This is a genomic window from Streptomyces sp. NPDC002144 (assembly GCF_053593695.1).
Genome location: NZ_JBSFDB010000026.1, coordinates 37,846 through 62,777, shown reverse-complemented (window position 1 = coordinate 62,777; position 24,932 = coordinate 37,846). Strand labels below are relative to the sequence as shown.

The window sequence follows — 24,932 nt, the reverse complement described above, 5'->3', positions numbered from 1 at the left end:
CATGACGAAGATCGACACCAGCAGGCCGGAGAGCGTGCTGCCCACCCCCTCGCACACCGTGGGCCCCTTCTACGGATACGCGCTGCCCTTCCGCGGCGGCGAGGAGATCGCGCCCGTCGGACACCCGGACACCGTCACCGTCCACGGGTACGTCCTGGACGGGGAGGGCGAGCCGCTGCCCGACGCCTTCGTGGAGCTGTGGGGCGCGGACCCCGACGGCAACGTGCCGACCACCGACGGCTCGATCCGCCGCGACCCGGCGACCGGCGGCTATCTGGGCCGCAACGGCGTGGAGTTCACCGGGTGGGGGCGCATCCAGACCGACGCGAATGGCCACTGGTACGCACGCACCCTGCGGCCGGGCGCCCGTGGGCGCAGCGCCCCGTACCTCAGCGTGTGCGTGTTCGCGCGCGGGCTGCTGGTGCACCTGTTCACCCGGATCTACCTGCCGGGCGACGAGACGGCGCTGGCGGCCGACCCGCTGCTGGCCCGGCTGGACGGTGCGCGACGCGACACGCTGATCGCGCGGGACGAGGGCCACGGGACCTACCGTTTCGACATCCGCCTTCAGGGCGAAGGCGAGACGGTCTTCCTGGAGTTCACGTGACCTCTGTCGATCCCGACGACACGGGCCTGCTCGCCCCCGGGTGGGCGGGCTCCCCGGCCGCCTCCGCGACCTCCGACACGGCCTGTCTGCAGGCCCTCCTCGACGCGGAGGCGGCCCTCACCCGCGCCCAGGCCGCGCTGGATCTCGCCCCGCACGAGGCGTCGGCGGCGGTGACCGAGGCGGCCGACGCCGGCCGCTTCGACCTGCGCTCCCTCGCCGGGCGCGCCCGCTCCGGCGGCAACCCGGTCATTCCGCTGGTCGCCGACCTGACGAAGGCCGTGGGCGAGGAGCACGGCCCCCACGTCCACCGGGGCGCGACCAGCCAGGACATCATGGACACGGCGTTGATGCTGGTCGCCGTGCGCACCCTGGACCTCGTGCTCGCCGACCTCGCCCGTACCGAGCAAGCCCTGGCCCGGCTCGCGGCCGAGCACCGCGACACCGCGCTGCCGGGACGCACGCTCACCCAGCACGCCGTACCGACGACGTTCGGGCTGAAGGCGGCCGGCTGGCGGTCACTGGTGCTCGACGCACGGGACCGCGTCCGGACGGTACGGGACGGCCTGCCCGCCCAACTCGGCGGCGCGGCCGGAACCCTGGCCGCCTTCACCGCCTACGGCGCCGCGGACACCCGGGCGCTGACGGCCGCCTTCGCCCGCGAACTCGGCCTGCGGGAACCCCTTCTGCCCTGGCACACCCTGCGCACCCCGATCGCCGACCTCGCCGGCTGTCTGGCCTTCACGGCCGGGGCGCTGGGCAAGATCGCGGCGGATGTGCTCGTCCTCGGCCGCACCGAGATCGCCGAGGTCGCGGAGGGCAGCGGCGGCGGCTCGTCGGCCATGCCGCACAAGGCCAACCCCGTACGCTCCACGCTGATCGCGGCCGCCGCGCGACGGGCGCCCCTGCTCGCGGCCACGCTCTACGGTTCGATGGCCGCCGAGGACGAGCGGCCCGCCGGTGCCTGGCACGCCGAGTGGGAGCCGCTGCGGGATCTGCTGCGGCTGGCCGGCGGGGCCGCCCGGGACGCCGCCGAACTGGCCGAGGGACTGCGGGTGAACGCCGACGCGATGCGCGAACACCTGGGCCTCACCCACGGGTTGATCGTATCGGAGCGGCTCTCCGCCGAGCTGACGCCGGTGCTGGGCCGCGCCCGCGCCAAGTCCGTGCTGACGGAAGCCGCCCGTCGCACCTACACAGAGGGCCGTTCCCTGGGCGAACTCCTCGCCGAGGTGCCCGAGTTGAAGGACGTCGACCTGACCGGGTCCACCGACCCCGCCCACTACACCGGCTCCGCCGGAGACCTCACCGACCGTGCCCTGGAGCGACGTTGACCGAGAAACTCCTCAATCACCGCACGGAGGGCGCCGCTTCCGCGCCCCCGCTGCTGCTCGGGCCCTCGCTCGGGACGTCGTACGCCCTGTGGGACAAGGTGGCGCCCGAGCTGTCCGCCGGCCACCGGGTGGTGCGCTGGGACCTGCCCGGGCACGGCGGTTCCGCGCCCGGGCTGATCGGTCCCGGCGCCACCGTCGGTGACCTCGCCGACCTGGTGCTCGCGCTCGCCGACTCGCTCGGCCTCGAACGGTTCGCCTACGCGGGTGTGTCGCTGGGCGGGGCCGTCGGTCTGCATCTCGCCGTGCACCATCCGCAGCGGCTGTCGTCGCTCGCGGTGATCTGCTCCTCCGCCCACTTCAACGGCGCGGGGCCGTGGGAGGAGCGGGCCGAGCGGGTACGGCGGGAGGGACTGGAGTGGCTCGTGGAGAGCGCTCCGGCGCGCTGGTTCACGTCCGGTTTCACCGTTCCCGAACTCGTGCGGGACCAGGGGGCCGCCGACCCCGGGGCGTACGCGGCCTGCTGTGACGCGCTGGCCGCCTTCGACCTGCGCGACCGGCTCGCCGACATCTCCGTGCCCACCCTGCTGATCGCCGGACGTGAGGACCGGGCGACCCCGCCGCCGCATCTGCGGGAGATCGCGGACGCCGTGTCCGGCTCCACCCTCGTCGAACTGCCGGGCGCCGGCCACCTCGCCCCCGCCCAGTGCCCCCGGGCCGTGCTGACGGCGCTGCGGGCGCACCTCGGCGGGGGCTCCGGGCGTGGCATGGAAGTGCGGCGGGAGGTGCTCGGGGACGAGCACGTGGACCGGGCGCAGGCCCGCCAGACGCCCTTCACCGCCCGCTTCCAGGACTTCATCTCCCGCTACGCCTGGGGCGAGATCTGGACCGACCCCACCCTCTCGCGCCGCGAACGCAGCATGATCACGCTGACCGCGCTGGTAGCGCACGGCCACTACGACGAGCTGGCCATGCATGTCAGGGCGGCCCGGCGCAACGGGCTCACGCCTGAGGAGATCGGCGCGGTGCTGCTGCAGACGGCGGTGTACTGCGGGGTGCCCGCGGCGAACTCCGCCTTCACGACGGCCCAGCGGGTGCTGGCCGAGGAGGACGACGACCGAGGGTGACCCTGCTGGTCGTAGCTCCGGCAGCACCTCGCTCATGCCCCCGCCGCGTGCCTACGGTGGGGACATGTCCACGATTCTCATCACCGGCGCCACCTCCGGTCTCGGCCGGTACGTCGCCTTCGAGCTGGTCCGCTCGGGCCATGTCGTCCTCGCGCACGGCCGCGATCCGGACCGTACGGAGCGGCTGGTGGAGGAGCTGCGCACGGAGGGAGACGCCGAGGGCTTCGTCGCCGACCTCGCCTCGCTCGCGCAGGTCCGCGGGCTGGGGGCGCACGTGGCCGACGCGCACCCCGACCTGGACGTCCTGATCAACAACGCGGGCGTGGGCGCGGGCGCCCCCGGCACGGGCCGCGAGCTGAGTGTCGACGGGCACGAACTGCGGCTGGCGGTCAACTACTTGGCGCCCGTCGTCCTCACCCGGGCGCTGCTGCCGGTACTGCGCGCGAACACGCCCGCGCGAATCGTCAACGTCGGCTCGGTGGGCCAGGAACCGGTCGACTTCGACGACATCGAGTTCCGGCGCGGCTACGCCGGCTTCGCCGCCTACTGCCGTGCCAAGTTCGCCCTGGCCGCGCACACCTTCGCCCTGGCCGAGGAACTGGCGGGCTCCGGGGTCGCGGTGAACGTGCTGCATCCGGCGACCTTCATGGACACGGCCATGGTCCGCGAGGGCGGCATCGCCCCCTGGAACACGGTCGCCGACGGCGCCCCGGGCGTCCTGTCCCTGGCCACCGAGGACCGGGGCACGGGCGGCTACTTCGACGGCACGACCCCCTCGCGGGCGCACGAGTCGACGTACGACCACGAGGTGCAGGGGCGCCTGTCGGCGGTCACGGACCAGCTGCTGGCGCTGTGACCGACCGGACCGACTGCCCCGACTCCAGCGCCTGACGCGCCTGCGCCACCAGCCCGTCCGCCCCGCACGAACGGGCCAGCGCCAGACCCCGTTCGAGGTCGGCGTCCTGCCGTGCGGCGATGCCGTACTCGATCCGTGCCGCCGCGTGCTCGTACTGGCAGGGTGAGGCCTCCAGGTAGGCCACCGCCTGGGCGGCCAGCCGGACCGCGCGCTGTCCGCTCTCCAGCGCCGCGGCACACCGGAGGGCCTCGCCGATCGCCGTGTCCGTGCCGAACCGCTCGGCCTGCCGCCGGGCGTCCGCGGCGAGCCGGGCGGCCCGGTCCGGGTCCTTCGTGGCGAGGGCGCGCGCGAGGTCCAGCGCCCAGGGCACGATGACCGGGTTGTGCCGGCCGCGGGCGGCCGCCGCCTTCTGCGCCGCCTCCAGTTCGGCGATGCCGTCCTCGGTCCGGCCGACGGCGAGCAGCAGACGGCCCCGCACGGACCGGGAGTCCGGCATGGCGATCGTGGACGGGTACGGCGGCGCGAACCCGTACTGCTCGGCGATCTCCCACGCCTGCTCGACGTGTCCGCGGGCGAGCAGGGTGTCGACGAGGTTGCAGGTGGCGTTCCAGTACAACGGCAGCCCGCGGCCGACCCGTTCGGCGAGCCGCAGCGACTCGCGCAGGGATGCCTCCGCCTCGCGCAGGCGGCCGCGCCGCCGGTGGCCGAGGCCCACGCAGGCGTGCGCCAGGGCGAGGTGGCCGCCGCTCCAGCCGGCCGACTCGTAGGCGTGCAGGGCCTCGTTGTAGAGGCTGTCGGCGCGGTCGAGACGGTCGGTGAAGGCGTAGCAGTTGCCGAGCATCAGCAGCAGTTCGAAGCCCCACTCGGTGTCGGTCCAGCCGAGCCCGGGCGCGAGTCGGCCGTTGACCAGGGAGCGGTCGCAGAACTCGACGACCTCCTCGGCGCTCTGACCCTGGATCAGGGCGTCGAAACCGCGCAGCATCAGCAGGGCGCGCTCGGAGTTGTCGCGGCCGGCGCAGGTGCCCGCGAGCGCCGCCAGACGCTCGGAGCGGTCCGGGGAGATGGCCTCGCCGACGTAGATGGCCTCCCACATGAAGTGCACGGCCTGCAGCCGCCGTTTGGCGGGCCCCTCCTCGTGCCGGGCGGCCTCCGCCTCGGCGGTGCGGACGGCCTCCTCCAACTGGTCGTTGTGCATGAGCGCCTGGGAGAGCCGGAAGACGGCGTCCACCCGCTCGGCGCCCTGGAGTCCGGGCATGGCGAGCGCGTCGCGGAGGTGGTCGATGGTGGTGGCGGGCGGCGCCGTGAGCAGGGTGGCGCAGCCGAGTTCGTAGAGCACGTGCGCGTGGACGTCCGGGGTGGGCGGTTCCAGCAGGGCGCGTTCCAGGCAGTGGCGGGCCGCGTCGGGCGCGCCGACGGCGAGGTGCTCGCGGGCCGCCTCGCGCAGTTGCGCGACGAGTTCCTCGTCGTCGTCCGGGTGGACCCGCAGCAGATGCCGGGAGGCCATGGCGGCGCCGAGGCCGGAGTCCGTGATGACCTGGGCGGCGATGCCGTGCATGGCGGTGCGCAGGGCGTCCGGGATGGAGTTGTAGACGGCGGAGGCGATCAGCGGGTGGACGAACTCCAGCTCCCCGCCGTCCCCTTGGGTGCCGGCGGGGTCGGGCGCGGTGAGGATGCGGGCGCCCTGGAGCAGTTGGGCGCAGCGCGCGGCGTCGTCGCGGTTCATGGTGGCGAGCCGGGCGACCAGGTCGACGGTGATGCCGGTGCCGAGGATGGCGGCCGCCCAGGCGAACCGGGTGGCGTCGATGCCCAGTTCCTCCAAGCGGGCGACGAGGCCGCCGCCGCGGGCCGAGCGGTTGAGCGCGCGCAGTTCGGCGGCGCCGGTCTCGGTCGGCTCCAGCTCGCTGTCGCGGACCTTGGCGAGGAGTTCGACGGTCTCGTACGGGTTGCCGCCGGTGACGGCCCAGACCTCGCGGCAGAAGGGGGCGTCGGCGTGCGCGCCCAGGGTGGCGCGGGTGAGGCCCGCGGTGGCCTCCGGGGTGAGGGCGTTCAGTACGGCGGCGGGGCTGGCCGCGGCGGCGACTGCCTCCAGGTGGCGGGCGCTCTCACCGCTGACGTCGGCCGGCCGGCGGGCGACGACGACCAGCACCGACAGGTCCTCCAGACGCTCGGCGAACGCGGCGAGCCAGCGCAGGGTCTCCTGGTCGGCCCAGTGCGCGTCGTCGATCAGCAGCACCAACGGCCAGTCCCGCCGGGCCAGTCGGCGGACGGCGGTGACCAGACCGTCGTAGACGCCCTGCGGGTCGGCCTGGCGCTCCCCCGGTTCGGTGATGCCGAGGGCGGGGCCCGCGACGTCGTACCAGTCGCCGAGGTACTCGCGGGCCTCCTCGGGCATCAGCGAGATCAGCGCGGGCTGTAACAGCTGGCGCACCACGTTGAACGGGACGGACCTGAGGGTCTCGGCGCCGCGGGCCGACCAGACGGCGCAGCCGCGCTGTTCGGCGATGCGCCGGGTCTCGGCCAGCAGCCTGGTCTTGCCGAGGCCCGCCTCGCCCCGGATCATCAGCAGGCCGCCCGGGGAGGAACGGTCGGCGCACAGGGTGTCCACCGCCTGTTCGACGGCGGCGATCTCCTCTTCGCGCTCCCACAGGGAGTCCGAGGCGGCCTCCCCGGGCCGTGCCTCCGTCATCCCGCTACCTCCCCAAGTCGCCCGAACGACGTACCGAGGTCGAGCGTAGCCGTCGCCATGGGCGAGCGGACCCCGGTGGGGCCACCAGTTCCCGTGACGGGTGACACCGGTCGCGACGGGTCGACGCACCAGGGCTGTGACCTGCGGCCGGCGAGCCCGACGAGGAGGCGGCGGGGCGAAGGCCGGATCCTCTCATCCCGCTTTCACCGACGCCTCATACGGTGGGGGCATGACGCAGGTGACTCCTCCCGGGTGGTATCCCGATCCGGGGCAGACGAGTGAGGGTCCCGCCGCCGAGCGCTGGTGGGACGGCAAGGCATGGACGGACCGGACCCGACCCGTGGGCTCGGCCGCCGTATGGGGTCCCCCGGCGCAGTCGCCGACGGCCGGGGCGGATCCGGCGTACGCGGCGTATCCCGCCTATCCGGTGTACCCCGCGCACCCGCCGGCCGCCCCGAAGCGCGGTCTGCGCACGGGCATAGCCGTCGCCGTGGCCGCGGCGGTGCTCGCCAGTATCGGTGTGGGTGTGTGGGCGCTGACCGACAACGGCGGCTCGAGCGGCAATACCGGCTCCCAGCAGGGTTCGGGCGGGCAGGGCGGATTCGGCGGGCAGGGCGGCGGTCAGGGCGGCCCGTTCGGCGGCAATGGCGGCGGCTCCGGAGGTTCGGGCGGCTCGGGTGGTTCGGGCGGCGGTGACGGCGGTCAGTCGCCCGCGCCCGGGCAGTCGGAGGCGCCGAAGATCACCAGTGGTTCGGTGGCCGACCCGATCAGCGGGATCAGCCTGCCCATTCCGGACGGCTGGTACGGGCAGCAGATCCAGGTGGGCGCCTCGGTCACGTCCGACGCGTCCTACAAGTGCCCGGGCGACACCTCCCAGACCTGCACGAAGGGCGGTGCGTACTCGGCACCGGCCTCCGTGCTCAAGACGGCCGGCAGCACGGCCGAGGTGGTGGCGAAGGCCGACATCGCGGCGAACGCCAAGGAGTCCTACGGCGGCACGACCTACGGCTCCATCACCTCGCACGACGTGCTCGAGTCCAAGGCCGTGACCGTGGCCGGGCAGAAGGGCTATCTGGTCCGCTGGAAGGCGGTCACCAGCAAGGGCGCCGACGGCTACGTCGAGTCGCTCGCCTTCCCGTCGCCCGCGAACCCCTCGGAGATCGTCGTGGTCCGCTTCGGCGTCGACGTCGGCCAGAAGGAGTCCGTCATCGACGACATCACCAAGGGCATCAAGGTGTCCACCGGCGGCGGGGACGGCCACAACGTCTGACCCCGGCCCCCGGAACCGGACAGCGGTCGGCCGGGCGGGGCTCCCCTCCGCTCAAGGAGGAGCCCCACCCGGCCGGGGGGTGCGCGCCGCCCCCGTCCCCACGGTGCGGCGCGGCCAGGCCACCGTCCAGTCATCCCGTGGACGGCGGCCTGCGTCTCAGGTCAGGCCCAGGGCCGGAAGCACGGCGGCCTCGACGAAGCAGACCAGGTAGTCGGGGTCGGCGTACCCGTCGCCCAGGATCGGGCGGACCCGCACGATGCCGAACATCTGGGCGGGGACGTACTCGAGGGCCGGGTTGTCGGCGGACACCTCACCGCGCTCCACCCCGCGCCGCAGCAGCTCCCGCAGCGCCTCGATCTCCGGGAAGACCAGTGCCTCCCGCAGCGCCCGGGCCAGCTCCTCGTCCTGGGTGACGGCGTGGCCGAGGGCCTGCAGCAGCTTGGTGTCCGTGTTGGACCAGCGCCCGATCGCGCGGGCGGCCTCGCGCAGGTCCTCCGCGAGCGACCCGGTGTCGATGCCGCCGAGGCGCTTGCTGCGCCGGGAGCGCAGGGCGGCCACCACGAACTGGGGCTTGGTCTTCCACTGCCGGTACAGCGTCGACTTGCTGCACCGCGTGCTGGCGGCCACGCCCTCCATGGTCACGGCCTCGTACCCGCACTCGCGGACCTGCTCGAGCACGGCGTCGAAGAACTCCTGCTCACGCTCCGGCGTGATCTTGGAGCGGCGCGAGGCGGCGACCGTCTCCGGTTCGTCCGCGGCCTGCGACGTCATGTGCCCTTCTCCTTCGTCTCAAGCGGTCTGCCCAGTCCGGCTCTCGAGCGGTTCCTTATCCCGGCTTTATTCCCGGGATCCAGTGTGGCGTTCCTCAATCGATACGCCAGTGTACCGGAACGCCTAAGTATCGGTACACTCCCGTATCGGAACGCTTTCGTTTCGGCACGGACGCGTACCGATGAGTTCGGGCCACGACAGCGGTCTCGACTCCTGCCAGCACACCGCACCACCGTCAGCGAAGGGGCCGGGGGATGAATGCCCGCACCGAGCCTGCAGAAGGAGAGACCGGCGCCATAGTCCGGCCTCCGCTCGTCCGTGAACTCCTGCTCGTCGCAGGGCTCTTCCTCGTCTACAAGTTCGGCCGTCAGCTGGCGACCGGCCACACCGGCGAGGCCCTGCACAACGCCCGCCGCGTGTGGGACTTCGAGCGAGCGGTCCATCTGCCCGGCGAGGGCTCGGTGCAGTCCCTGCTGCTGCACGGCGACACCCTGGCGCGCATCGCCAACACCTACTACGCCACCGTCCACTTCCCCGCCACCGTGGCCTTCCTGGTCTGGCTCTACCTCCGGCGCCCCGCGCACTACGTCTGGGCCCGCCGGGTGCTCGCCACCGTGACCTCGGCGGCCCTGGTGCTGCCCTTCGTGTTCCCGCTGGCCCCGCCGCGCATGCTGGCCGCCACCGGTCTCGTCGACACCGCGCACGTGTACGGCCCCTCCGTCTACGGCCCGCCCTCCTCCGACCACCTCTCCAACCAGTTCGCGGCGATGCCCTCGCTCCACTTCGGCTGGGCCCTGATGGTGGCGATCGGCCTGATCGCGGCGACCAGGTCCCGCGGGCGCTGGCTCTGGCTGCTGCACCCGCTGGTCACCCTGCTGGTCATCGTCGGCACCGCGAACCACTACTGGCTCGACGCGATCGTGGCGACCGCGATGCTCGGCGCCGCGCTCGCCCTCATCCACCGTCCCCACCGCACGACCACCACAGCCGGGCGCGGCACCGAACAGCTCGCGCCCGTCGCCGAGGACAACGTCCTGGTAGGAGCGGGCCGATGACCGCCACCCTCGTCGCCGTCGCCCTGTCCCTGGTCTCCGCCGTCGCCTACGCGGCCGCGGCCGTCGCCCAGGAGCGGCTCGCCGCCCGCAGCTCCGGCACCGGCATGCTGCGTCTGCTGGGCGCGGGCGCCTGGTGGGCGTCGGTCGGTCTCAACGCCGGCGCGGCCCTGCTGCACGTGGTCGCCCTCAAGTACGGCCCGCTGACCGTCGTACAGCCGGTCGGCGCGCTCACCCTGGTCGCCGCGGTGCCGATGGGGGCGCGGGTCGCCGGCCGCAAGGTGAGCACGAGCGAGTGGCGGGGTACGGCGCTCACGCTGGCCGGACTGGCCGCGCTGCTGGTCACCGCGTCCGGCTCGGCGCCCGCACAGGTGCTGAGCCTGACGGAGGCGGTGGCGGTCGCGGGCACCACGGCCGCCCTGATCGGCCTGCTGGCCCGTCCGGGGGCCCGTCCGGGCCTCCGCCACGCCACGGCCTCCGGCTTCGCCTCGGGTGTGGCCTCGGCGCTCACCCAGACGGTGACGGTCGCCGCGACCGACCACTCGGGTCCGGTGCTGAGCCCGCGGGTCGTCCTGGTGGCGGTCCTGGTGGCCGCGTTCGCGGTGGGCGGCCTGCTCCTGTCGCAGACCGCCTACAAGGGCGGCCTCGGCGCCCCCCTCGCGGTGGTGACCCTGTCCAACCCGGTGGCGGCCGCGGTGATCGGCCTCACCCTGCTGGGCCAGGGACTGCGCGGCGGCGCGGCGGGTGTGCTGCTCGGCCTGGCGGGCGCGGCGCTCGCGTCGTGGGGGGTCGTGCTCCTGACCCGCGTGGCGCCCGTCGCGGCGGTGGCGCCGGTCGAGCCGGTTTCGTCGGTCGGGCCGGTTTCGTCGGTCGGACCGGTTTCGTCGGTCGGACCGGTTTCGTCGGTCGGGCCGGTTTCGTCGGTCGGGCCGGTTTCGTCGGATGAGGAGCACCCGGTGGCGGCGGTCCTGGCCCTCAAGCCGGAGACGGCCACTCTCGAACCGGCGCTGGTGCCCCGGCAGTCGGTCGACCCGGGGCACCTCACCTCGCTCTGACAGCCGTCAGCCGAGGCCCCGGGAGTCCTGCTTCAGCGCCGTGTCGACGGTCAGCGCCGTCGCCACGACCAGACTCAGCAGCGGCTCGGGCAACTGGTAGTGGATCTGCAGCACATAGTTGTCCGCGGTCGTGAACATCGTCTTGGCGAGCCCCTCCCACGTCTTCGTGATCCGGGCGACCTCGTTCTCCGCGTGGTCGACGATCGCGAAGTTCCAGGCCCGCCAGTTCTCCGCCTTGATCGCGCCGACCTGCTGCCCGTCGACGGTCATCGCGAAATTGATCTTCCCGATCATGTTCTGCTGGACGATCTCACCGACCGGCGAACCGTCCGGACGGGACACGACCACCCGGGACTTGAAGACCTTCGCGGGCCGGGTCAGCACCAACTGCGGCTGCCCGTGGGCGTCCCGGATCTCCAGCCGGTGCGTCATGAACTGGTCCAGGCTGGAGACGAACCGCGCCACCTTCTTCAGCGTGCTCTGCCCGACCTCGGTCACCGAGCCGATCTGGTGGCCGTTCTGATCCATGACCGTGTACTCGTTGGTCAGCTCGATCAGCTTGGCCTTCTGGTTGACCACCAGAACCGGCTCGGAGAACAAGGTGCCGCCACCGGGGCCGCCCGCGGCGACCCCGGCCTGCTGCTGCACCTGACGCTGCACCCGCGGATCGGGCCCCGCGGGCTGCTGCGGCACCTGCTGCTGCGGCATCTGCTGGTGAGGCACCTGTTGTTGCGGCACCTGCTGCTGGGCAGCGGCGTGCTGCGGGGCCTGCTGCTGGTCCGCGTGCGTGTGCTGGGTCCACTGAGCGCCGTCCCAGTACCGGAGGGTCTGGGACGCACCGTGCGGATCCGGGTACCAGCCTGCAGGAGTGTTCGAATGCGTGGTCACCGGGGCACACTACCCCGGGCCCACCGGCACCTGACCAGACCCCGGGGCACGCCCTGCCTCACCCTTTACCTGCCTGCCACCGCCCGTTCGCCTACGCGGTGAGGATCGCCGGGTCGCTCACACCCGGACGCCCGTTCTCGACATGGCCCGCGAACCGCCGTACGAACGCCGGGTCCGCCTCGGAGGTGACGGTGAGGTCGTACCAGCGGCGGCTCGCCTTTAGGTCGACGCCGTGCTTCACCGTGGCGCCGGGCCGCACGGTGACGACCTGGGACTTGTGGCCGTAACCGCCGCTCAGCCGCAACCGGACGGTGCCGGAACCCTTGTTGGTGAAGGTGAGCTCGAGGTCGTCGCCGTGGTGGCGGGCGGTGACCTCGGGTCCGGCGGTCTTGTTGACGCCCTTGAAGACGCGCAGGAAGCCGTTGGGGCCGTGCACCGTCAGGTCGTACGAGCCGCTGGAGTACGCCGAGTTCCAGGTGTCCGCGACCGACTTGCCGGCCTCGGTGGTGTAACTCCAGGGGCCGTCATTGCGGTTGCCGGAGGTCACCAGGAACGCGGCGCCCGCCTTCGCCCCCGAGGCGAAGGTGAGGGTGAATTTCCCGGCGGCCGCGTCGACCGAACCGTCGACGTGGGGCGCGTACTTGAGCGGACGTGCCGGGCGCAGGCCGCGCTCCTGCCGGGGCAGGGAGCCCTTGGCCGGCGGGGTCGGGACGTAGTCGGGGTGGCGGTTCTTGTCCGGCGGCTGGTAGCCGTCGGTGCCCGGCAGGGCGACCGGCTTGGTGTCCTTGTGCGAGAAGTCGAACGCCGAGGTCAGATCGCCGCACACGGCCCGGCGCCACGGCGAGATGTTCGGCTCGTGCACACCGAAGCGGCGCTCCATGAACCGGATGATCGAGGTGTGGTCCATCGTCTCGGAGCAGACGTAACCGCCCTTGCTCCAGGGCGAGACGACGATCATCGGCACCCGCTGGCCGAGGCCGTAGGGGCCGGCCGGGTGGCTGCTGTTGCCCTTGAACAGGTCCGGGCCGACGTCGACGGTCGACTTGCCCTGGGCGGCCGAGCCCGGCGCGTACGGCGGGACCAGGTGGTCGAAGAAGCCGTCGTTCTCGTCGTAGGTGATGAACAGCGCGGTCTTCGCCCAGACCTTCGGGTCGGCGGTGAGCGCGTCCAGGACCTGGGAGACGTACCAGGCGCCGTAGTTCGCGGGCCAGTTGGGGTGCTCGGTGAAGGCCTCGGGGGCCACTATCCAGGAGATCTGCGGCAGTTTGCCGCCCTTGACGTCGGCCTTGAGCTGGTCGAAGAAGCCCTCGCCCTTGGTCGCGTCGGTGCCGGTGCGGGCCTTGTCGTAGAGCGGGTCGCCGGGCTTGGCGTTCTGGTACTGCTTGAAGTACAGCAGCGAGTTGTCGCCGTAGTTGCCGCGGTAGGCGTCCTGGATCCAGCCCCAGCCGCCGGCCGCGTCGAGGCCGTCGCCGACGTCCTGGTAGATCTTCCAGGAGACGCCGGCCTTCTCCAGGCGCTCCGGGTAGGTGGTCCAGCTGTAGCCGGCCTCGTCGTTGCCGAGGACCGGGCCGCCGCCCTGGCCGTCGTTGCCGGTGTAACCGGTCCACATGTAGTACCGGTTGGGGTCGGTCGAGCCGATGAACGAGCAGTGGTACGCGTCGCAGATGGTGAAGGAGTCGGCGAGCGCGTAGTGGAACGGGATGTCCTCGCGGGTCAGGTACGCCATGGTCGTGGAGCCCTTGGAGGGCACCCACTTGTCGTACTTGCCGCCGTCGAAGGCGGCGTGTCCGTCGTTCCAGCCGTGCGGGAGGTCCTGGATGAACGCCATGCCCAGGTCGTCGGCGTCGGGGTGGAACGGCAGGATCTCCTTGCCGCTCGCGTCCTGCTGGTGCCAGACGGACGTGCCGTTCGGCCAGGTCACCGGGCGCGGGTCGCCGAAGCCGCGGACGCCTCTGAGTGAACCGAAGTAGTGGTCGAAAGAACGGTTCTCCTGCATCAGGACGACGATGTGCTCGACGTCCTCGATGGACCCCGTGCGGTGGTTCGCGGGCAGCGCGGCGGCGCGCTCGATGCTGTTGGACAGGGCGGTGAAGGCGGTGGTCGCGCCCGCGAGTTGCAGGAATCGGCGCCGATTTACTTCGGGCATGGGTGAGTGCCTCTCATCCTGGTGCGGATGGCCGGAACGTGACGGATTGCGCGCGGTGCGAGTGTTCCAAGAGCAACAAACGTCAGGGAAGGGTCCGGTGGCGTCCGTGTGAAAGTCGTCAGTACGAGAGGTGATGCTCGACCGGGCCCGCCGGCGGGAGACCGGCGGGCCGCGCTCTGTCGTCGTCAGCTGATGAAGGAGCCCGGGGCGCAGGCGCTGGAGGCCACCCACACATGGGACATGATGTTGTCGTTCATGTTCTCGTTGTTGGTGAAGTGGTTGCGGCTCAGGTCGTCCACGTACAACTCGCCCGGCTTGAGGCAGCCGTAGGCGGAGGACGGGTATCCCGGCGTGTAGTAGAAGGTCACGACGTCCTTGCCGCCGACGTAACCGCTGTTCATGACGGACGAGGCCTTGTTCTGGTCGCCCCACTGGAAGGGGCCCTCGTCATCGCTCCAGTCGCGGTCGCCGGGATCGCGATGCCGAGGGCCGCCAGGCCGAGGGTGGCGAGGGAGACGGTCATTTTGCGCATGACGGATTTTCCTGTTCTGCCTCTTCGTGAGGCGTAGGTACGGGTCGGAGTGGTCGAGGGGTCAGGTGCGGGCGGGGGCGATCCGTTCGGCGCGGGCGAGGGCCCGTCGGCCGATCTGCCGGTAGGTGTCGAGCGCGGCCCCGTACTTGCCGCGCAGTTCGCCGACGTAGTGGGCCTCGCGCCGCTCGCCGACGGAGCGGAGCGAGACGCTGCGGGCGCAGGTGGCGTCGGCGACCGCGATCCGGGTCTCCGCGGCGAAGGACCTGGCCTCCTCGGCCCGGGACTGGCCGGCGGCGTGGTCCCTTGTCGCCTGCCGTGCGGCGTCCGGGTCGGGGTAGGAGTGGCCGGCCCGCCCCATGCAGCGCGACCAGGCGCGCACCGCGGCGGTGAACTGCCGGTCGCGCAGCAGCTTGTCCACGTAGAGGGGACGCAGGTTGCTGACGGTCGTGTCGGTGCGGAACCAGGCCGCCGGGTCGCCGTAGAGCTTCTTCTCGGCCTCGGCGGCACAACCTCCGGACTGCTTGGTGATGGTGCCGCCGGACGGGGCCCGCGACTTCAGCAGCGCCGCCTCCCGTCCGCCGTCCATCGCGGCGTCGTAGGCGATCCGCCGTGCCGGCGGGAGTGTCCCGCGGTAGGCGAGGTTGGGGTTGCGCAGACGCGCGCGGTCCTCCTTCGCCATGATCCGGCTGCCGTAGCCGTGTTCGCGCGCCCATACGACGTCGTCCTGCACATAGCCGACCGGCCGGCTCTCGGTCAGGCTCAGTGTCCGCTCCTCCCAGAAGCGGAAGCCGTGACGCCGCATGCACTGTGCGGTCAGCCGCTGTTCTGCGTCCGAGACCCGCAGGCCCTCGGCCCAGGTGAGGTCCGGAAGCCGCGAGGCGGCGGCCGCCGCCGTGGCGGTCTGACGGGCCGTCGGGGCTCCCGCCGTGCAGCCCGTCAGGGCGAGGGAGGCCACCGCGGTGACCGCACACACCGCGGCGGTCAGGCGGGGGACGGCTGTGCGGTTCATCGGCATGCTCCCGGGGCGTCAGGGGGGCGTCGTGCTGTCGAGCCGTTGACGCCCCGGGCGGCACGTTCGTATGACGCCGCAAGCACACGGGTTTTTCTCGCGTCTCCTGTCATACGGCGGCCCCCGCGCCGCCGTCACACGGGTGAGCGGTGCGTCCGCGTGCCGCTCGGATCCAGCCAAGTGACGAGCCGAGGAGGACCGGGAAGGCAGCTGTTCTCGTTCCGGACGCCAGGCCCCGTCGGGGACCCGCTCCGCTGCCGCGGACCGGCCCGATCCGGCCAGACGGTCCGGTCTTCGGCATGTCCACCCCATGCATGCGCCGATATCGTTGCCACGATCCGCGGGGGGCGGGCGGTACGGCGATCGGGGAACGATGCTCCAGGTACGTCTGCTCGGTCCGGTGGAGCTGTGGGACGGGGACCGGCGCGTGCCCCTGGGCGGGGTCAGGCCCCTGGCGGTGCTCTCCGCCCTGGTCGTCCATCTCGGCGAAGTCCTCTCCACCGAGCGGCTCGTGGACTTCGTGTGGGACGAGCAGGCGCCCGCGACGGCCGGTGCCCTCGTCGCCACCCATGTCTCCGCCGTGCGCCGGGCCCTGGCCCGGGTGGGCGAGGCGGACGTCATCCGGACCCGGCCGCCGGGCTACCACGCCGAGCTGGATCCCTCCCGGGTCGATTCCCGCCGCTTCGAGGAACTGCTCACCGCGGGCCGGGCGTCGGCCGCGGCGGGCCGACCGGAAGAGGCCGGGGACCTGCTGTCCGAGGCGCTCGGCCTGTGGCACGGGCAGGAGGCCCTGGAGGGGCTCGGCCAGTCGTTCGCCCGGATCGAGGCGGCCCGGCTGGCGGAGCTGCGGGTCGTCGGCCAGGAGGAGTCCTTCGGTCTGCAACTGGAGCTGGGCCGCGCGGACGGGACGATCGCTCCCCTGCTCGCGCACGTCGCCAACCACCCGCTGCGGGAGCGCCCGCGGGGCCAGTTGATGACGGCGCTGGTGCGCACCGGCCGGGTGTCCGACGCCCTGCGCACCTACCAGGAGGGCCGCGAGGTCCTGCGCGAGGAGCTGGGCATCGACCCCGGGCCGCAGCTGCGGGCGCTGCACAAGGCGGTCCTGACCAACGATCCCGCGCTGCTGGGCACCGGCTCCCGGGGTACGGCGGCCCGGCCGGCCGGACGTCCGAAGCCCCGGGAGACCGCGAGAGCGACCGATCCCGTACCGCCCCCACGGCCCGCCCCGTCCCATCTCCCGCCGGACATCGCCGACTTCGTGGGCCGCTCGGAGCAGATCGACTGGGCCGCCTCCCTGCTGCGCGGGGTCGACGACGCCGGCCGCACCGCACCGCCCATCGGTGTCGTCTCCGGGCGGTCCGGCACGGGCAAGACCGCCCTCGCCGTGCACGTCGGCCACCGCACGGCCGAACTCTTCCCGGACGGGCGGCTGTTCGTGGACCTGCGGGCGGCCGACACCGCACCGCTGGAGCCCGCCGACGCCCTCGCCCGGCTGCTGCGCGCCATGGGCGCCGAACCGGAGACGCTGCCGTCCTCGGTCGAGGAGCTGACGGGGCTGTACCGCACGCACATCGCGCACCGGCGTGTTCTGCTGATCCTCGACAACGCGGCCGGCGAGGCACACGTGCGGCCCCTGCTGCCGCCGGGCCCCGGCTCCGCCGTGCTCGTCACCAGCCGCCGCCGGCTGGTCGCGCTGGAGGGCGCCACCCACCTGGACCTCACCGTGCCGGAGCCGGCCGAGGCGCTCGAACTGCTCCGGCGCGTGGCCGGGCCGGAGCGCACCGACGCCGAGCCGGAGCGGGCCGCCGAGATCGTCTCGCTGTGCGGGCGGCTGCCGCTGGCCGTCAGGATCGCCGGGGCGCGCCTCGCGGCCCGTCCGCACTGGGTGCCCGGCCAACTCGCCGGCCGGCTGCGGGACGAGCGGCGCCGACTGAACGAACTGCGCGCCGGCGACCTGGAGTTGCGCACCAGCCTGGAACTCGGGTACGGCGACCTCGACCCGCAGGAGCGGCGGGCGCTGCGCCGGCTCGCCCTGCTCGACCTGCCCGACTTCGCGGCCTGGATCGCCGCCCCGCTGCTGGACATCGGCACGGAGGAGGCCGAGGAGGCCGTGGAGCGGCTGGTGGACTGCCACTTCGTCGACGTGCTCGGCGCCGACGACACCGGACGCGTCCGTTACCGCATCCACGACCTGGCCCGCGAGCACGCCCGGGAGCGCTGTCTGTCCGAGGAGAGCGCCGAGGAGCGCGCCGGGGCCGTCGAACGGCTGGTGGAGTGCTGGCTGGGGCTCGCCAAACGGGCGGCCGCCCGCGGGCCGGGCGGAGCGGCCCGGTACTTCCCGCAGCCTGCGGCCGTACGGTCCCTCGACGCTCTCGACCCACGGGCCGAGGACGAGCTGCTTCAGCGGCCCGCCGCCTGGTTCGCGGCGGAACAGGCCTGTCTGCTCGCCGCGGTGGAGTACTGCGCGGACCACGGGATGGACCGCGCCGCCCGCGATCTGGCAGGAGCGCTGATCGCGAGTTCCGCCGCGCTCTACAACCAGTTCGACGCCTGGTCCCGTTCCCACGCCGCGGCGATGGCGGCCGTGCGCCGCAGCGGGGACGGCGAGGGCGAGGCGTGGCTGCTCACGGGCCTCGGGCAACTCCGCTACGAGCAGGACGAGTTCGAGGAGTCGTACGCCTACTTCGGGCAGGCCCTGCGGTTGTTCGAGGCACGCGGCGACGTGCCGTGGGGCGAGGCGCTGGCGCTCGCCGGCATGGGGACGGCCCGGCGCGAACAGGCCCGGTACGGCGAGGCGTCCCACCTGCTGACGGCCGCGCTCGAGCGCTACGGCGAGTCCGCGGACCGCGGCGCGCGGGCCCGTGTGCTGTACGGCATCGGCTATGTGCACCGGGAACAGGGACGCGGTCCGCAGGCTCTGGAGGCCCTGTCGCGGGCGCTGGAGCTGTACCGCGCGGAGGGCGACCGGCACGGCGAGGGACTGACCCTGCGCTCGCTGGCCCTGTGCCACCGGGCCGAGGGCGAACTGGCCGAGACGGAGCGGCTGTTGCTGGAGGCGCTGAGGATCTTCGAGGGGCTGCAGGACAAGTTCGGGGTGATGTACACCGAACAGTCCCTGGCCAAGACGGAGGTGCGGCAGGGCCGCCTGGACGCGGCGCGGGTGCGGCTCGAGCGGTGCCTGGAGGTGGCCCGCGAGCGCCAGGACCGGTTCGGTGAGGCACTGGTGCTGCGCACCGTGGGCGAGTCGCGGCTGGCGGCCGGTGATCCGGCTGCCGCCCGGGAGCCGCTGGAGCGGGCGCTGTCGATGTGGGAGTCCCTGGGCCTGCCGCTGTGGCGGGCCCGTACGCTCCGGGACCTCGCCCGGGTGCGGTCGACACTCGGCGACGAGCCGGCCGCGCGCTCGGCGCGCGCCGAAGCGCTGGCGGTCTTCCGGGAGTTGGACTGCCGGGAGGCCCACGAACCGGACCCCGGCGAGTGATCCCGGCCGTATGCAGAAAGGCCGGTCGGCCGCTTACAGGCAACCTGCAGAGCATGTGCAGCGGCCTGGGCGACGCTGATCCGCGTGCCCGACATCATCACGCTCTCGGACCCACGGGTCGCAGCGGTCGCGGAGGCCGACTGCGGTGAACCGCTGGTCGACCTGCGCGGGACGGACCACCTGCGGCTCGATCACCGGCAGGCCGACGGCGACGGCACCTACGCCCATCTGCGCTCCGGCGCGCTGCGCCGTCTGGTGCGGGCACAGCGTCTGCTGCCGGCAGGTGTCCGGTTCCTGGTGGTGGAGGGGTACCGGCCGCCGGACCTGCAGCGGAGGTACTTCGAGCAGTACGCGGAGGTGATGCGCCGGGCCCACCCGGACGCGGGTCCCGAGCGGATCCGTGAACTGGCGAGCGCCTACATCTCCCCGCCGGAGGTGGCACCGCACGTCAGCGGCGGGGCGGTCGACCTGACGCTGTGCGACCGGGACGGCAGGGAACTGCCGCTCGGCACGGAGGTCAACGCCACCCCCGAGGAGAGCGGGGGCGCCTGCCGCACCGAGGCGCCCGGCATCGGCGCCGAGGCACGCGCCAACCGGGCCGCAATGAGCCGGGCCCTCACCGCGACCGGCTTCGTCAACTACCCGACCGAATGGTGGCACTGGTCCTACGGCGACCGGTACTGGGCCCTTGTCCGCCGGGCCCCCGCCGCCCGCTACGGCCCCGCAGCCCCGCCCGTGTCCACGGCCTGACCAGCCGCGACCGGGACACGGCACGACCACACCGTACGACCGAGGGGGAACCTCGTTGGAGATCAGCAACGCTGCCTGTCCGCCCACGCCAATCCGCGACCCCGACCCCGACCGGATGAGCCCGGGGGACTTCGACGCCTCCTTCACCGCCGACATGCCACGGCTGCGCCGCCGGCTGCTGGCGCTCACGGGCAACCCGCACGACGCCGACGACCTGCTCCAGGAGACGTATCTACGGCTCTCCCGGCGCGCCCGCGCCCAGGACCTGACGCACCAGCGGCACCCGTACGCCTACACCTGCACCGTCGCCCTGAACCTGCTCCGTGACTCCTGGCAGCATCCCTCCCGCCGGGAGCAGAGCACCGACCGGCTGCCCGAGGCGGGCTGGGACGGCGGACTGGCCTCGTACGAGGCCTCGGCGACCACGCTCGCTCTGCTGCGGACGCTCTCCGAGAAGGAGGCCGCCGCGGTGATCCTCGTGGACCTGGAGGGCCTCAGCCACGACACGGCCGGCGAGCGGCTCGGCGCCCACCGGGGCACGGTCCAGCGCAACCGCATGCGGGCCCTGGCCAAGATCCGCGCCGCCCTCGACCTCTAGGACCGCACCGCTCCCCCACGGGGGCGGGGAGCGGCGGCCACGCGACCAACTGCCGCCACGGGCACGCCCGGTGACGATCCATCGATTCACTGACTCATCGACTCATCGACTTACTGAGCCTTACTGACTCATCGACGAAGGATGACTTCCGTGAAGATCAGCAGCACGCGCCGCCGGACCAGCGGCGGGCTTCTGGGGGCCTCGGTCCTGGCCCTGACCGCGTTCTTCTCCGCCCCGGCCCACGCCGCCGCCCAGGACACCTCCTGCGGGGTCCTCGCGCCGGGCGCCTCGGCCACCGCACAGGCCGCCGTGAACGCGGCCTGTTCCCAGATCGGCGTCTGGTACAGCTGGGGCGGCGGCCACGGCGCGACGCCCGGCGCCACCTACGGCTACTACGACGGCTCGGACCCGGACAGCCTGCACGACAACGAGCGCAAGGGCTTCGACTGCTCCGGCCTCATGCGGTACGCGTACTGGAGGGCGACCGGCAGGGACCTGCTCAACGGCACGGCGGACGACCAGTTCCACAGCGCGCAGGCCTCGGCCCGCTTCTCCGCCGGGCAGGGCACCGCCCCGCTGGTGCCGGGCGACCTGATGTTCTGGGGCAACGGGCACATCCACCACGTCGCCATGTACCTCGGCAACGGGCAGATGGTCGAGGCCTACGAGTCAGGCACCCACATCAGGGTCACCCCTGTGCGCACGGGCGGCGACTACGCGGGCGCGATCCGGGTCAACGGGTCGGGCACCCCGACTCCCCCGCCCGCGAACGGCGGTACGACCTTCGAGACGTGGGGCACGGGAGTGCGCACCCACTCCACGCCGAGCGTGCGGTCCGCCGTGGTCGACACCTTCGCCGGTCCCACCCAGGTGTCGGTCCAGTGCCAGCAGCACGCGGAGACCGTCACCGCGGAGGGGTACACCAACGACATCTGGTCGAAGCTGGCCGACGGTTCGTGGATGACGAACATCTACATCAAGGGCCCGGCCTCGCTGCCCGGCATACCGGACTGCGGCGGAAGCAGCACCCCGCCGCCGTCGGGCGGCAGCACGCCGTTCCAGACGTGGGGGACGGGGGTGCGCACGCACAGCGAGCCGAACGTCAACGCCGGCGTCGTCGACTACTTCGCGCAGCCCACGACGGTCAACGTGGTCTGCCAGGCGCACGCCCAGGAGGTGACCGCGGACGGCTACACCAACGACGCCTGGGCGAAGCTGACCGACGGTTCCTGGCTGACCAACATCTACATCAAGGGTCCCGCCTGGCTCCCCGGCGTCCCCACCTGCTGAAGGGGCACGACCGGCGACGGCCGACCGGAACCGCGGGCCTCATCCCGGCGACCCCGGGATGAGGCCCGCACCCGAGCGGGTCAGTCCTTGCGGCGGCAGGCCAGCCACACCAGGACGGCCGCACCGGCGGCCGCCAGCAGCAGGTTGCGGTTGTCGCGTGCCAGTCGCGCTCCCTGGGCGGTGGTGTGCTGTACCTGTTCGGGTGCCTTGTCGTGCCAGACCTGGCCGGCCTGGGCGGCCTTGGCGCGGGCCTGTCCGGCGGCCTGGGCGGCCTTGTCCTTGACCGGGTCGGGCAGCTTGTCCTGTGCCTGGTGGGCCAGGTCGGCGGCCTTGGTCTTCAGCTCGCCCGCCCTGGCCGTGGCCTGCTCCCTGACCGCGGTGGCCTTCTCCTGGGCCCGTGTTTTGACATCGGCCTTGGCGGCGAGCGCCTCGACGGTCTCGCCGAGCTCCGCGCGGGTCTGCTCCACCTGTTCGCGCAGTTCCTCGGGACCGGCGGCCGTGGGCTCGTCGTGGGGTGGCTGGGTCATCGCTGTGCGCTCTCCTTGATCTCGGCCACGTCGGCCTTCACGTTCTCGATCGTCTGCTCGGGCGTGGGCGGCGCGGCCTGGCCGACCTGCTTCTTCCCGCCGAGGGCCAGCACTGCGGCGATCACGGCCAGAGCGGCGGTGACGATCAGCGCTGCGGCCCACACGGGGAGGGGTACGGCCAGCGCCGCGATGACGGTGGCCACCAGGGCCTCCAGCATCAGGAAGCCGACCACACCGGCGCCGCCGAACAGACCGCCGCCCTTGCCGTAGCGTTTGCCCTTCTCCTTCATCTCCGCCTGCGCCAGGCGCATTTCACCTCGCACCAGCTCCGTCAGCTGCTGCGAGGCCCGTTGCACCAGCTCGCTCACCGGCTCCTGGCCGGAGGGGTGCGCGCCGTGGTCCGGCCCGGGCGCGGATCGCTGGATGCTCGACACGACCGTCACCTCCCGTCGCTCTCGTCCTGGGGCCGGGGTCCGGCCCTTTTCACTCGCGCGCGAGTACCCGAAAGACGGCAGTTCACAGACGAGTGGTGCGACCGGATGTGCAGTCCTTCCGAACGACGCCATGGGCGACATCGGCACCACGGTCCCCGGCATGACCGCTCTCACCAGGCGTTTTCCAAGGGCTCTTCCGTGAGGCGGAAGCCCTGTTGCGCCCCCGGGCGGCCCGTCCCGACGATGTCGCCATCACCCAGAGACGGGAGCCGCATCCATGCCGCACATCACCGCCTTCGCCCGGAACCAGTGGTACGTCGCCGCCTACAGTCATGAGGTCGGGCGGGAGGAGTTGCTCGGGCGGACCATTCTCGGGGAGCCGCTCGTCTTCTACCGGACCGAGGAGGACGGGGCGCCCGTCGCGCTCGCGGACCGCTGTGTGCACCGCCGGTTCCCGTTGCACGAGAAGCCGAGCCGGCTGGACGGTGACCGGCTCGTGTGCGGGTACCACGGGTTCACGTACGACACCACCGGCACCTGTGTGTACGTGCCGGGGCAGAAGCGGATACCGCGCACCGCCCGCGTCGCCTCCTACCCGGTGGTCGAGCAGGACTCGCTGGTGTGGGTGTGGATCGGCGACCCGCAGCTCGCCGACCCGCAGACCATCCCGCGCGCCAAGCACCTCGACTCCCCCGGCTGGGTCACCGTCCGCGGCATGGAGCCGATCGAGGCCGACTACGGTCTGCTGGTCGACAACCTGCTCGACCTCTCCCACGAGACGTATCTGCACGGCGGTTACATCGGCACCCCCGAAGTCGCCGAGACCCCGATCACCACCGAGGTCGACGAGGGCGCCGGCATCGTGCGGGTGAGCCGGCACATGGACGACGCAGCGTGCCCGCCGTTCTACGCGAAGTCGACGGGTATCGAGGGGCGGATCACCCGGTGGCAGGACATCGAGTACCACGCGCCCTGCCTGTACCTGCTGCACAGCCGGATCGCCCCGGTCGGCGTGCTGCCCGAGGCCGACGGCAGTGACCCCAACGGCTTCCACACCGAGATCACGTACGCCATCACCCCGTCCTCCGACGGGCACGTGTACGACTTCTGGATGGTCTCGCGGGACTGGGCGACCGCGGACGCCGAGGTCACCGAGTTCCTGCGGGGCAACAACCACACCGTGGTCATGCAGGACGTCGACGCGCTCAACCTGCTGCAGAGGACGCTCGGCACCGAGCGCACCGGCTACCAGGAGCTGAGCATCAACATCGACACCGGCGGTCTCGCCGCCCGCCGTATCCTCGCCCGCCTGGTCGAGGAGGGCGACAAGCCCGTGGAGAAGGTCCTGTGAGCACCGGCGCCACCGGGGAGATCTACCGCATCGACTGGATGCCGGGCACCGACGTGCTGCACGGCACCTGTCACTGCGGCGCCGAGCACACCGCCCAGGACCCGGTCGAGATGTGGGAGTGGATGCTCGCCCATCCCGACGGTCACCGGCCACAGGAGAGCAGCGACTCATGACCGTGTACGAAGCCGAGCTCGTCGTCGACCGCAGGGAGTTCGCGGCCGACGGCGTGCTCGCCCTCACCCTGCGCCATCCGCTCGGCGAGGAGCTGCCGGCCTGGGAGGCGGGTGCCCATGTCGACGTGGTGCTCGGCCCCGGGCTGGAGCGTCAGTACTCGCTGTGCGGGGATCCCGCGGACCGTTCGGCGTGGCGGATCGCCGTGCTGCGGGAGCCGGACGGACGTGGCGGATCCGCCCATGTGCATGAGCAGTTGGGTCAGGGCGACAAGGTCCGGGTGCGCGGCCCGCGCAACCACTTCCGGCTGGAGCCGGCACCCCGCTACCGCTTCGTGGCGGGCGGGATCGGCATCACCCCGATCCTGCCGATGCTGGCCGCGGCGGAGGCGGCGGGCGCCGAGTGGAGCCTGCTGTACGGCGGCCGGACCCGTGACTCCATCGCGTTCACCGAGGAGTTGGCGCGGTACGGCGACCGGGTGACCGTCGCCCCGCAGGACGAGACGGGGCTGCTGGATCTCGCCTCCGTGCTGGAGGACCTGCCCGAGGGCACGCTCGTGTACTGCTGTGGTCCCGGGCCGCTGCTGGACGCGGTCGAGGAGCGCTGCCCGGCCGACCGGCTGCGGGTGGAGCGGTTCTCGCCGAAGGACCAACCGGTCGGTGAGAACGGCGAGTTCGAGGTGGAGCTGGCGCAGAGCGGGCGTACCGTCACCGTCGCCCCGGACGTCTCCGTGCTGGACGCCGTCCGGGCCGCCGGGGTCGAGGTGCTGTTCTCCTGCACCGAGGGCACGTGCGGCACCTGCGAGACCGACGTGCTGGAGGGGACACCGGACCACCGGGACTCCGTGCTCACGGAGGAGGAGCGGGAGAGCGGGGAGACCATGATGATCTGCGTCTCGCGCTGCCGGGGCAGGCGGCTGGTGCTCGATCTCTGACCGCCACCGCCGGAGGAAGCGCCGCCCCGCGCTTCGCCGAGCCGCGGACCCATGTGTACGAGCAGATCCGGG

22 protein-coding genes are annotated in these 24,932 nt (G+C 72.8%); 14 read left to right on the top strand and 8 right to left on the bottom strand.

Annotated elements, in window-relative coordinates:
• The first annotated feature begins 1 nt into the window (after position 1).
• The 4 genes from pcaG (at position 2) to ACWCQ1_RS32845 (ending at position 3,918) form a co-directional block, all read left to right on the top strand.
• The gene (pcaG, locus tag ACWCQ1_RS32860) at positions 2 to 607 is read left to right on the top strand and encodes a protocatechuate 3,4-dioxygenase subunit alpha (protein ID WP_358596874.1); all 606 of its coding nucleotides are present in this window, start codon (positions 2 to 4) and stop codon (positions 605 to 607) included.
• Entirely contained in the window at positions 604 to 1,938 is a 1,335-nt protein-coding gene (gene pcaB / locus ACWCQ1_RS32855) for a 3-carboxy-cis,cis-muconate cycloisomerase (protein ID WP_451028029.1), read from the top strand. The genes pcaG and pcaB overlap by 4 nt, the downstream gene beginning before the upstream one ends.
• Positions 1,935 to 3,062 (top strand): bifunctional 3-oxoadipate enol-lactonase/4-carboxymuconolactone decarboxylase PcaDC, encoded by a 1,128-nt coding sequence (gene pcaDC, locus ACWCQ1_RS32850; RefSeq protein WP_451028028.1) that lies wholly within the window; start codon positions 1,935 to 1,937, stop codon positions 3,060 to 3,062. The genes pcaB and pcaDC overlap by 4 nt, the downstream gene beginning before the upstream one ends.
• A 64-nt stretch (positions 3,063 to 3,126) precedes the next feature.
• Positions 3,127 to 3,918: an SDR family NAD(P)-dependent oxidoreductase gene (locus ACWCQ1_RS32845; RefSeq protein ID WP_358596867.1), complete on the top strand. Its 792-nt coding sequence runs from the start codon at positions 3,127 to 3,129 to the stop codon at positions 3,916 to 3,918.
• Here ACWCQ1_RS32845 and ACWCQ1_RS32840 read toward each other — a convergent pair.
• Positions 3,893 to 6,604, bottom strand: coding sequence for an ATP-binding protein (locus tag ACWCQ1_RS32840; protein ID WP_451028027.1), 2,712 nt, complete (start codon positions 6,602 to 6,604; stop codon positions 3,893 to 3,895). The two genes, ACWCQ1_RS32845 and ACWCQ1_RS32840, sit on opposite strands and share 26 nt — an antisense overlap.
• A gap of 229 nt (positions 6,605 to 6,833) precedes the next feature.
• Here ACWCQ1_RS32840 and ACWCQ1_RS32835 point away from each other — a divergent pair, with 229 nt between their 5' ends.
• Positions 6,834 to 7,874, top strand: a complete 1,041-nt coding sequence (locus tag ACWCQ1_RS32835; protein WP_451028026.1) for a DUF2510 domain-containing protein — start codon at positions 6,834 to 6,836, stop codon at positions 7,872 to 7,874.
• Between the two features lie 156 nt (positions 7,875 to 8,030).
• Here the strand turns inward: ACWCQ1_RS32835 and ACWCQ1_RS32830 are convergent, their stop codons facing one another.
• Entirely contained in the window at positions 8,031 to 8,645 is a 615-nt protein-coding gene (locus tag ACWCQ1_RS32830) for a TetR/AcrR family transcriptional regulator (RefSeq protein ID WP_133042032.1), read from the bottom strand.
• Between the two features lie 254 nt (positions 8,646 to 8,899).
• Here ACWCQ1_RS32830 and ACWCQ1_RS32825 point away from each other — a divergent pair, with 254 nt between their 5' ends.
• Complete coding sequence (locus ACWCQ1_RS32825) at positions 8,900 to 9,700, top strand: phosphatase PAP2 family protein (RefSeq protein WP_133042031.1); 801 nt, start codon at positions 8,900 to 8,902, stop codon at positions 9,698 to 9,700.
• Entirely contained in the window at positions 9,697 to 10,752 is a 1,056-nt protein-coding gene (locus ACWCQ1_RS32820; protein WP_451028025.1) for a hypothetical protein, read from the top strand. The genes ACWCQ1_RS32825 and ACWCQ1_RS32820 overlap by 4 nt, the downstream gene beginning before the upstream one ends.
• A 6-nt stretch (positions 10,753 to 10,758) precedes the next feature.
• On the opposite strand, the gene ACWCQ1_RS32815 is transcribed toward ACWCQ1_RS32820, so the two are convergent.
• From ACWCQ1_RS32815 to ACWCQ1_RS32800, 4 genes are all read right to left on the bottom strand, one after another.
• Positions 10,759 to 11,640 carry a phospholipid scramblase-related protein gene (locus ACWCQ1_RS32815; protein ID WP_451028024.1) on the bottom strand — a complete coding sequence of 294 codons (882 nt, stop codon included), beginning with the start codon at positions 11,638 to 11,640 and terminating at the stop codon, positions 10,759 to 10,761.
• Between the two features lie 91 nt (positions 11,641 to 11,731).
• The gene (locus ACWCQ1_RS32810; RefSeq protein WP_451028023.1) at positions 11,732 to 13,786 is read right to left on the bottom strand and encodes a phosphocholine-specific phospholipase C; all 2,055 of its coding nucleotides are present in this window, start codon (positions 13,784 to 13,786) and stop codon (positions 11,732 to 11,734) included.
• A gap of 185 nt (positions 13,787 to 13,971) precedes the next feature.
• Positions 13,972 to 14,187 carry a hypothetical protein gene (locus ACWCQ1_RS32805; protein ID WP_451028022.1) on the bottom strand — a complete coding sequence of 72 codons (216 nt, stop codon included), beginning with the start codon at positions 14,185 to 14,187 and terminating at the stop codon, positions 13,972 to 13,974.
• Between the two features lie 192 nt (positions 14,188 to 14,379).
• A complete protein-coding gene (locus tag ACWCQ1_RS32800) occupies positions 14,380 to 15,327 on the bottom strand; it encodes a hypothetical protein (RefSeq protein ID WP_451028021.1) in 948 nt (315 codons plus the stop codon).
• 373 nt (positions 15,328 to 15,700) lie between these two features.
• On the opposite strand from ACWCQ1_RS32800, the gene ACWCQ1_RS32795 reads away from it, so the two are divergent.
• The 4 genes from ACWCQ1_RS32795 (at position 15,701) to ACWCQ1_RS32780 (ending at position 21,443) form a co-directional block, all read left to right on the top strand.
• Positions 15,701 to 18,805, top strand: coding sequence for an AfsR/SARP family transcriptional regulator (locus ACWCQ1_RS32795; RefSeq protein WP_451028020.1), 3,105 nt, complete (start codon positions 15,701 to 15,703; stop codon positions 18,803 to 18,805).
• An 84-nt stretch (positions 18,806 to 18,889) separates the two neighbouring features.
• Positions 18,890 to 19,555, top strand: coding sequence for a M15 family metallopeptidase (locus tag ACWCQ1_RS32790; RefSeq protein WP_451028019.1), 666 nt, complete (start codon positions 18,890 to 18,892; stop codon positions 19,553 to 19,555).
• A 115-nt stretch (positions 19,556 to 19,670) separates the two neighbouring features.
• Positions 19,671 to 20,153, top strand: coding sequence for an RNA polymerase sigma factor (locus ACWCQ1_RS32785; protein WP_451028018.1), 483 nt, complete (start codon positions 19,671 to 19,673; stop codon positions 20,151 to 20,153).
• 150 nt (positions 20,154 to 20,303) lie between these two features.
• Positions 20,304 to 21,443, top strand: a complete 1,140-nt coding sequence (locus ACWCQ1_RS32780) for a C40 family peptidase (protein WP_451028017.1) — start codon at positions 20,304 to 20,306, stop codon at positions 21,441 to 21,443.
• 80 nt (positions 21,444 to 21,523) lie between these two features.
• Here ACWCQ1_RS32780 and ACWCQ1_RS32775 read toward each other — a convergent pair whose 3' ends face one another.
• A complete protein-coding gene (locus ACWCQ1_RS32775; protein ID WP_208779781.1) occupies positions 21,524 to 21,970 on the bottom strand; it encodes a DUF3618 domain-containing protein in 447 nt (148 codons plus the stop codon).
• Positions 21,967 to 22,395, bottom strand: coding sequence for a phage holin family protein (locus ACWCQ1_RS32770; protein WP_451028063.1), 429 nt, complete (start codon positions 22,393 to 22,395; stop codon positions 21,967 to 21,969). The genes ACWCQ1_RS32775 and ACWCQ1_RS32770 overlap by 4 nt, the downstream gene beginning before the upstream one ends.
• Positions 22,396 to 22,681: 286 nt before the next feature.
• Here ACWCQ1_RS32770 and ACWCQ1_RS32765 point away from each other — a divergent pair, with 286 nt between their 5' ends.
• Genes ACWCQ1_RS32765 through ACWCQ1_RS32755 form a run of 3 tightly spaced genes read left to right on the top strand, consistent with a single transcriptional unit; the run spans position 22,682 to position 24,860 of the window.
• Positions 22,682 to 23,755 (top strand): aromatic ring-hydroxylating dioxygenase subunit alpha, encoded by a 1,074-nt coding sequence (locus tag ACWCQ1_RS32765; protein ID WP_451028016.1) that lies wholly within the window; start codon positions 22,682 to 22,684, stop codon positions 23,753 to 23,755.
• On the top strand, positions 23,752 to 23,928 hold the full coding sequence (locus ACWCQ1_RS32760; protein ID WP_451028015.1) for a hypothetical protein: 177 nt from the start codon (positions 23,752 to 23,754) through the stop codon (positions 23,926 to 23,928). The genes ACWCQ1_RS32765 and ACWCQ1_RS32760 overlap by 4 nt, the downstream gene beginning before the upstream one ends.
• Positions 23,925 to 24,860: a PDR/VanB family oxidoreductase gene (locus tag ACWCQ1_RS32755; protein ID WP_451028014.1), complete on the top strand. Its 936-nt coding sequence runs from the start codon at positions 23,925 to 23,927 to the stop codon at positions 24,858 to 24,860. The genes ACWCQ1_RS32760 and ACWCQ1_RS32755 overlap by 4 nt, the downstream gene beginning before the upstream one ends.
• Positions 24,861 to 24,932 lie beyond the last annotated feature (72 nt).

Bases quoted from the DNA above. Each gene is read 5' to 3' on its own strand.
- ACWCQ1_RS32805 (WP_451028022.1), bottom strand. From the start codon at position 14,187: ATGAACAGCGGTTACGTCGGCGGCAAGGACGTCGTGACCTTCTACTAC.
- ACWCQ1_RS32755 (WP_451028014.1), top strand. From the start codon at position 23,925: ATGACCGTGTACGAAGCCGAGCTCGTCGTCGACCGCAGGGAGTTCGCG.
- ACWCQ1_RS32765 (WP_451028016.1), top strand. From the start codon at position 22,682: ATGCCGCACATCACCGCCTTCGCCCGGAACCAGTGGTACGTCGCCGCC.
- ACWCQ1_RS32775 (WP_208779781.1), bottom strand. From the start codon at position 21,970: ATGACCCAGCCACCCCACGACGAGCCCACGGCCGCCGGTCCCGAGGAA.
- ACWCQ1_RS32800 (WP_451028021.1), bottom strand. From the start codon at position 15,327: ATGAACCGCACAGCCGTCCCCCGCCTGACCGCCGCGGTGTGTGCGGTC.
- ACWCQ1_RS32840 (WP_451028027.1), bottom strand. From the start codon at position 6,604: ATGACGGAGGCACGGCCCGGGGAGGCCGCCTCGGACTCCCTGTGGGAG.
- ACWCQ1_RS32810 (WP_451028023.1), bottom strand. From the start codon at position 13,786: ATGCCCGAAGTAAATCGGCGCCGATTCCTGCAACTCGCGGGCGCGACC.
- ACWCQ1_RS32835 (WP_451028026.1), top strand. From the start codon at position 6,834: ATGACGCAGGTGACTCCTCCCGGGTGGTATCCCGATCCGGGGCAGACG.
- ACWCQ1_RS32820 (WP_451028025.1), top strand. From the start codon at position 9,697: ATGACCGCCACCCTCGTCGCCGTCGCCCTGTCCCTGGTCTCCGCCGTC.
- pcaG (WP_358596874.1), top strand. From the start codon at position 2: ATGACGAAGATCGACACCAGCAGGCCGGAGAGCGTGCTGCCCACCCCC.
- ACWCQ1_RS32785 (WP_451028018.1), top strand. From the start codon at position 19,671: ATGAGCCCGGGGGACTTCGACGCCTCCTTCACCGCCGACATGCCACGG.
- ACWCQ1_RS32825 (WP_133042031.1), top strand. From the start codon at position 8,900: ATGAATGCCCGCACCGAGCCTGCAGAAGGAGAGACCGGCGCCATAGTC.
- ACWCQ1_RS32830 (WP_133042032.1), bottom strand. From the start codon at position 8,645: ATGACGTCGCAGGCCGCGGACGAACCGGAGACGGTCGCCGCCTCGCGC.
- ACWCQ1_RS32795 (WP_451028020.1), top strand. From the start codon at position 15,701: ATGCTCCAGGTACGTCTGCTCGGTCCGGTGGAGCTGTGGGACGGGGAC.
- ACWCQ1_RS32845 (WP_358596867.1), top strand. From the start codon at position 3,127: ATGTCCACGATTCTCATCACCGGCGCCACCTCCGGTCTCGGCCGGTAC.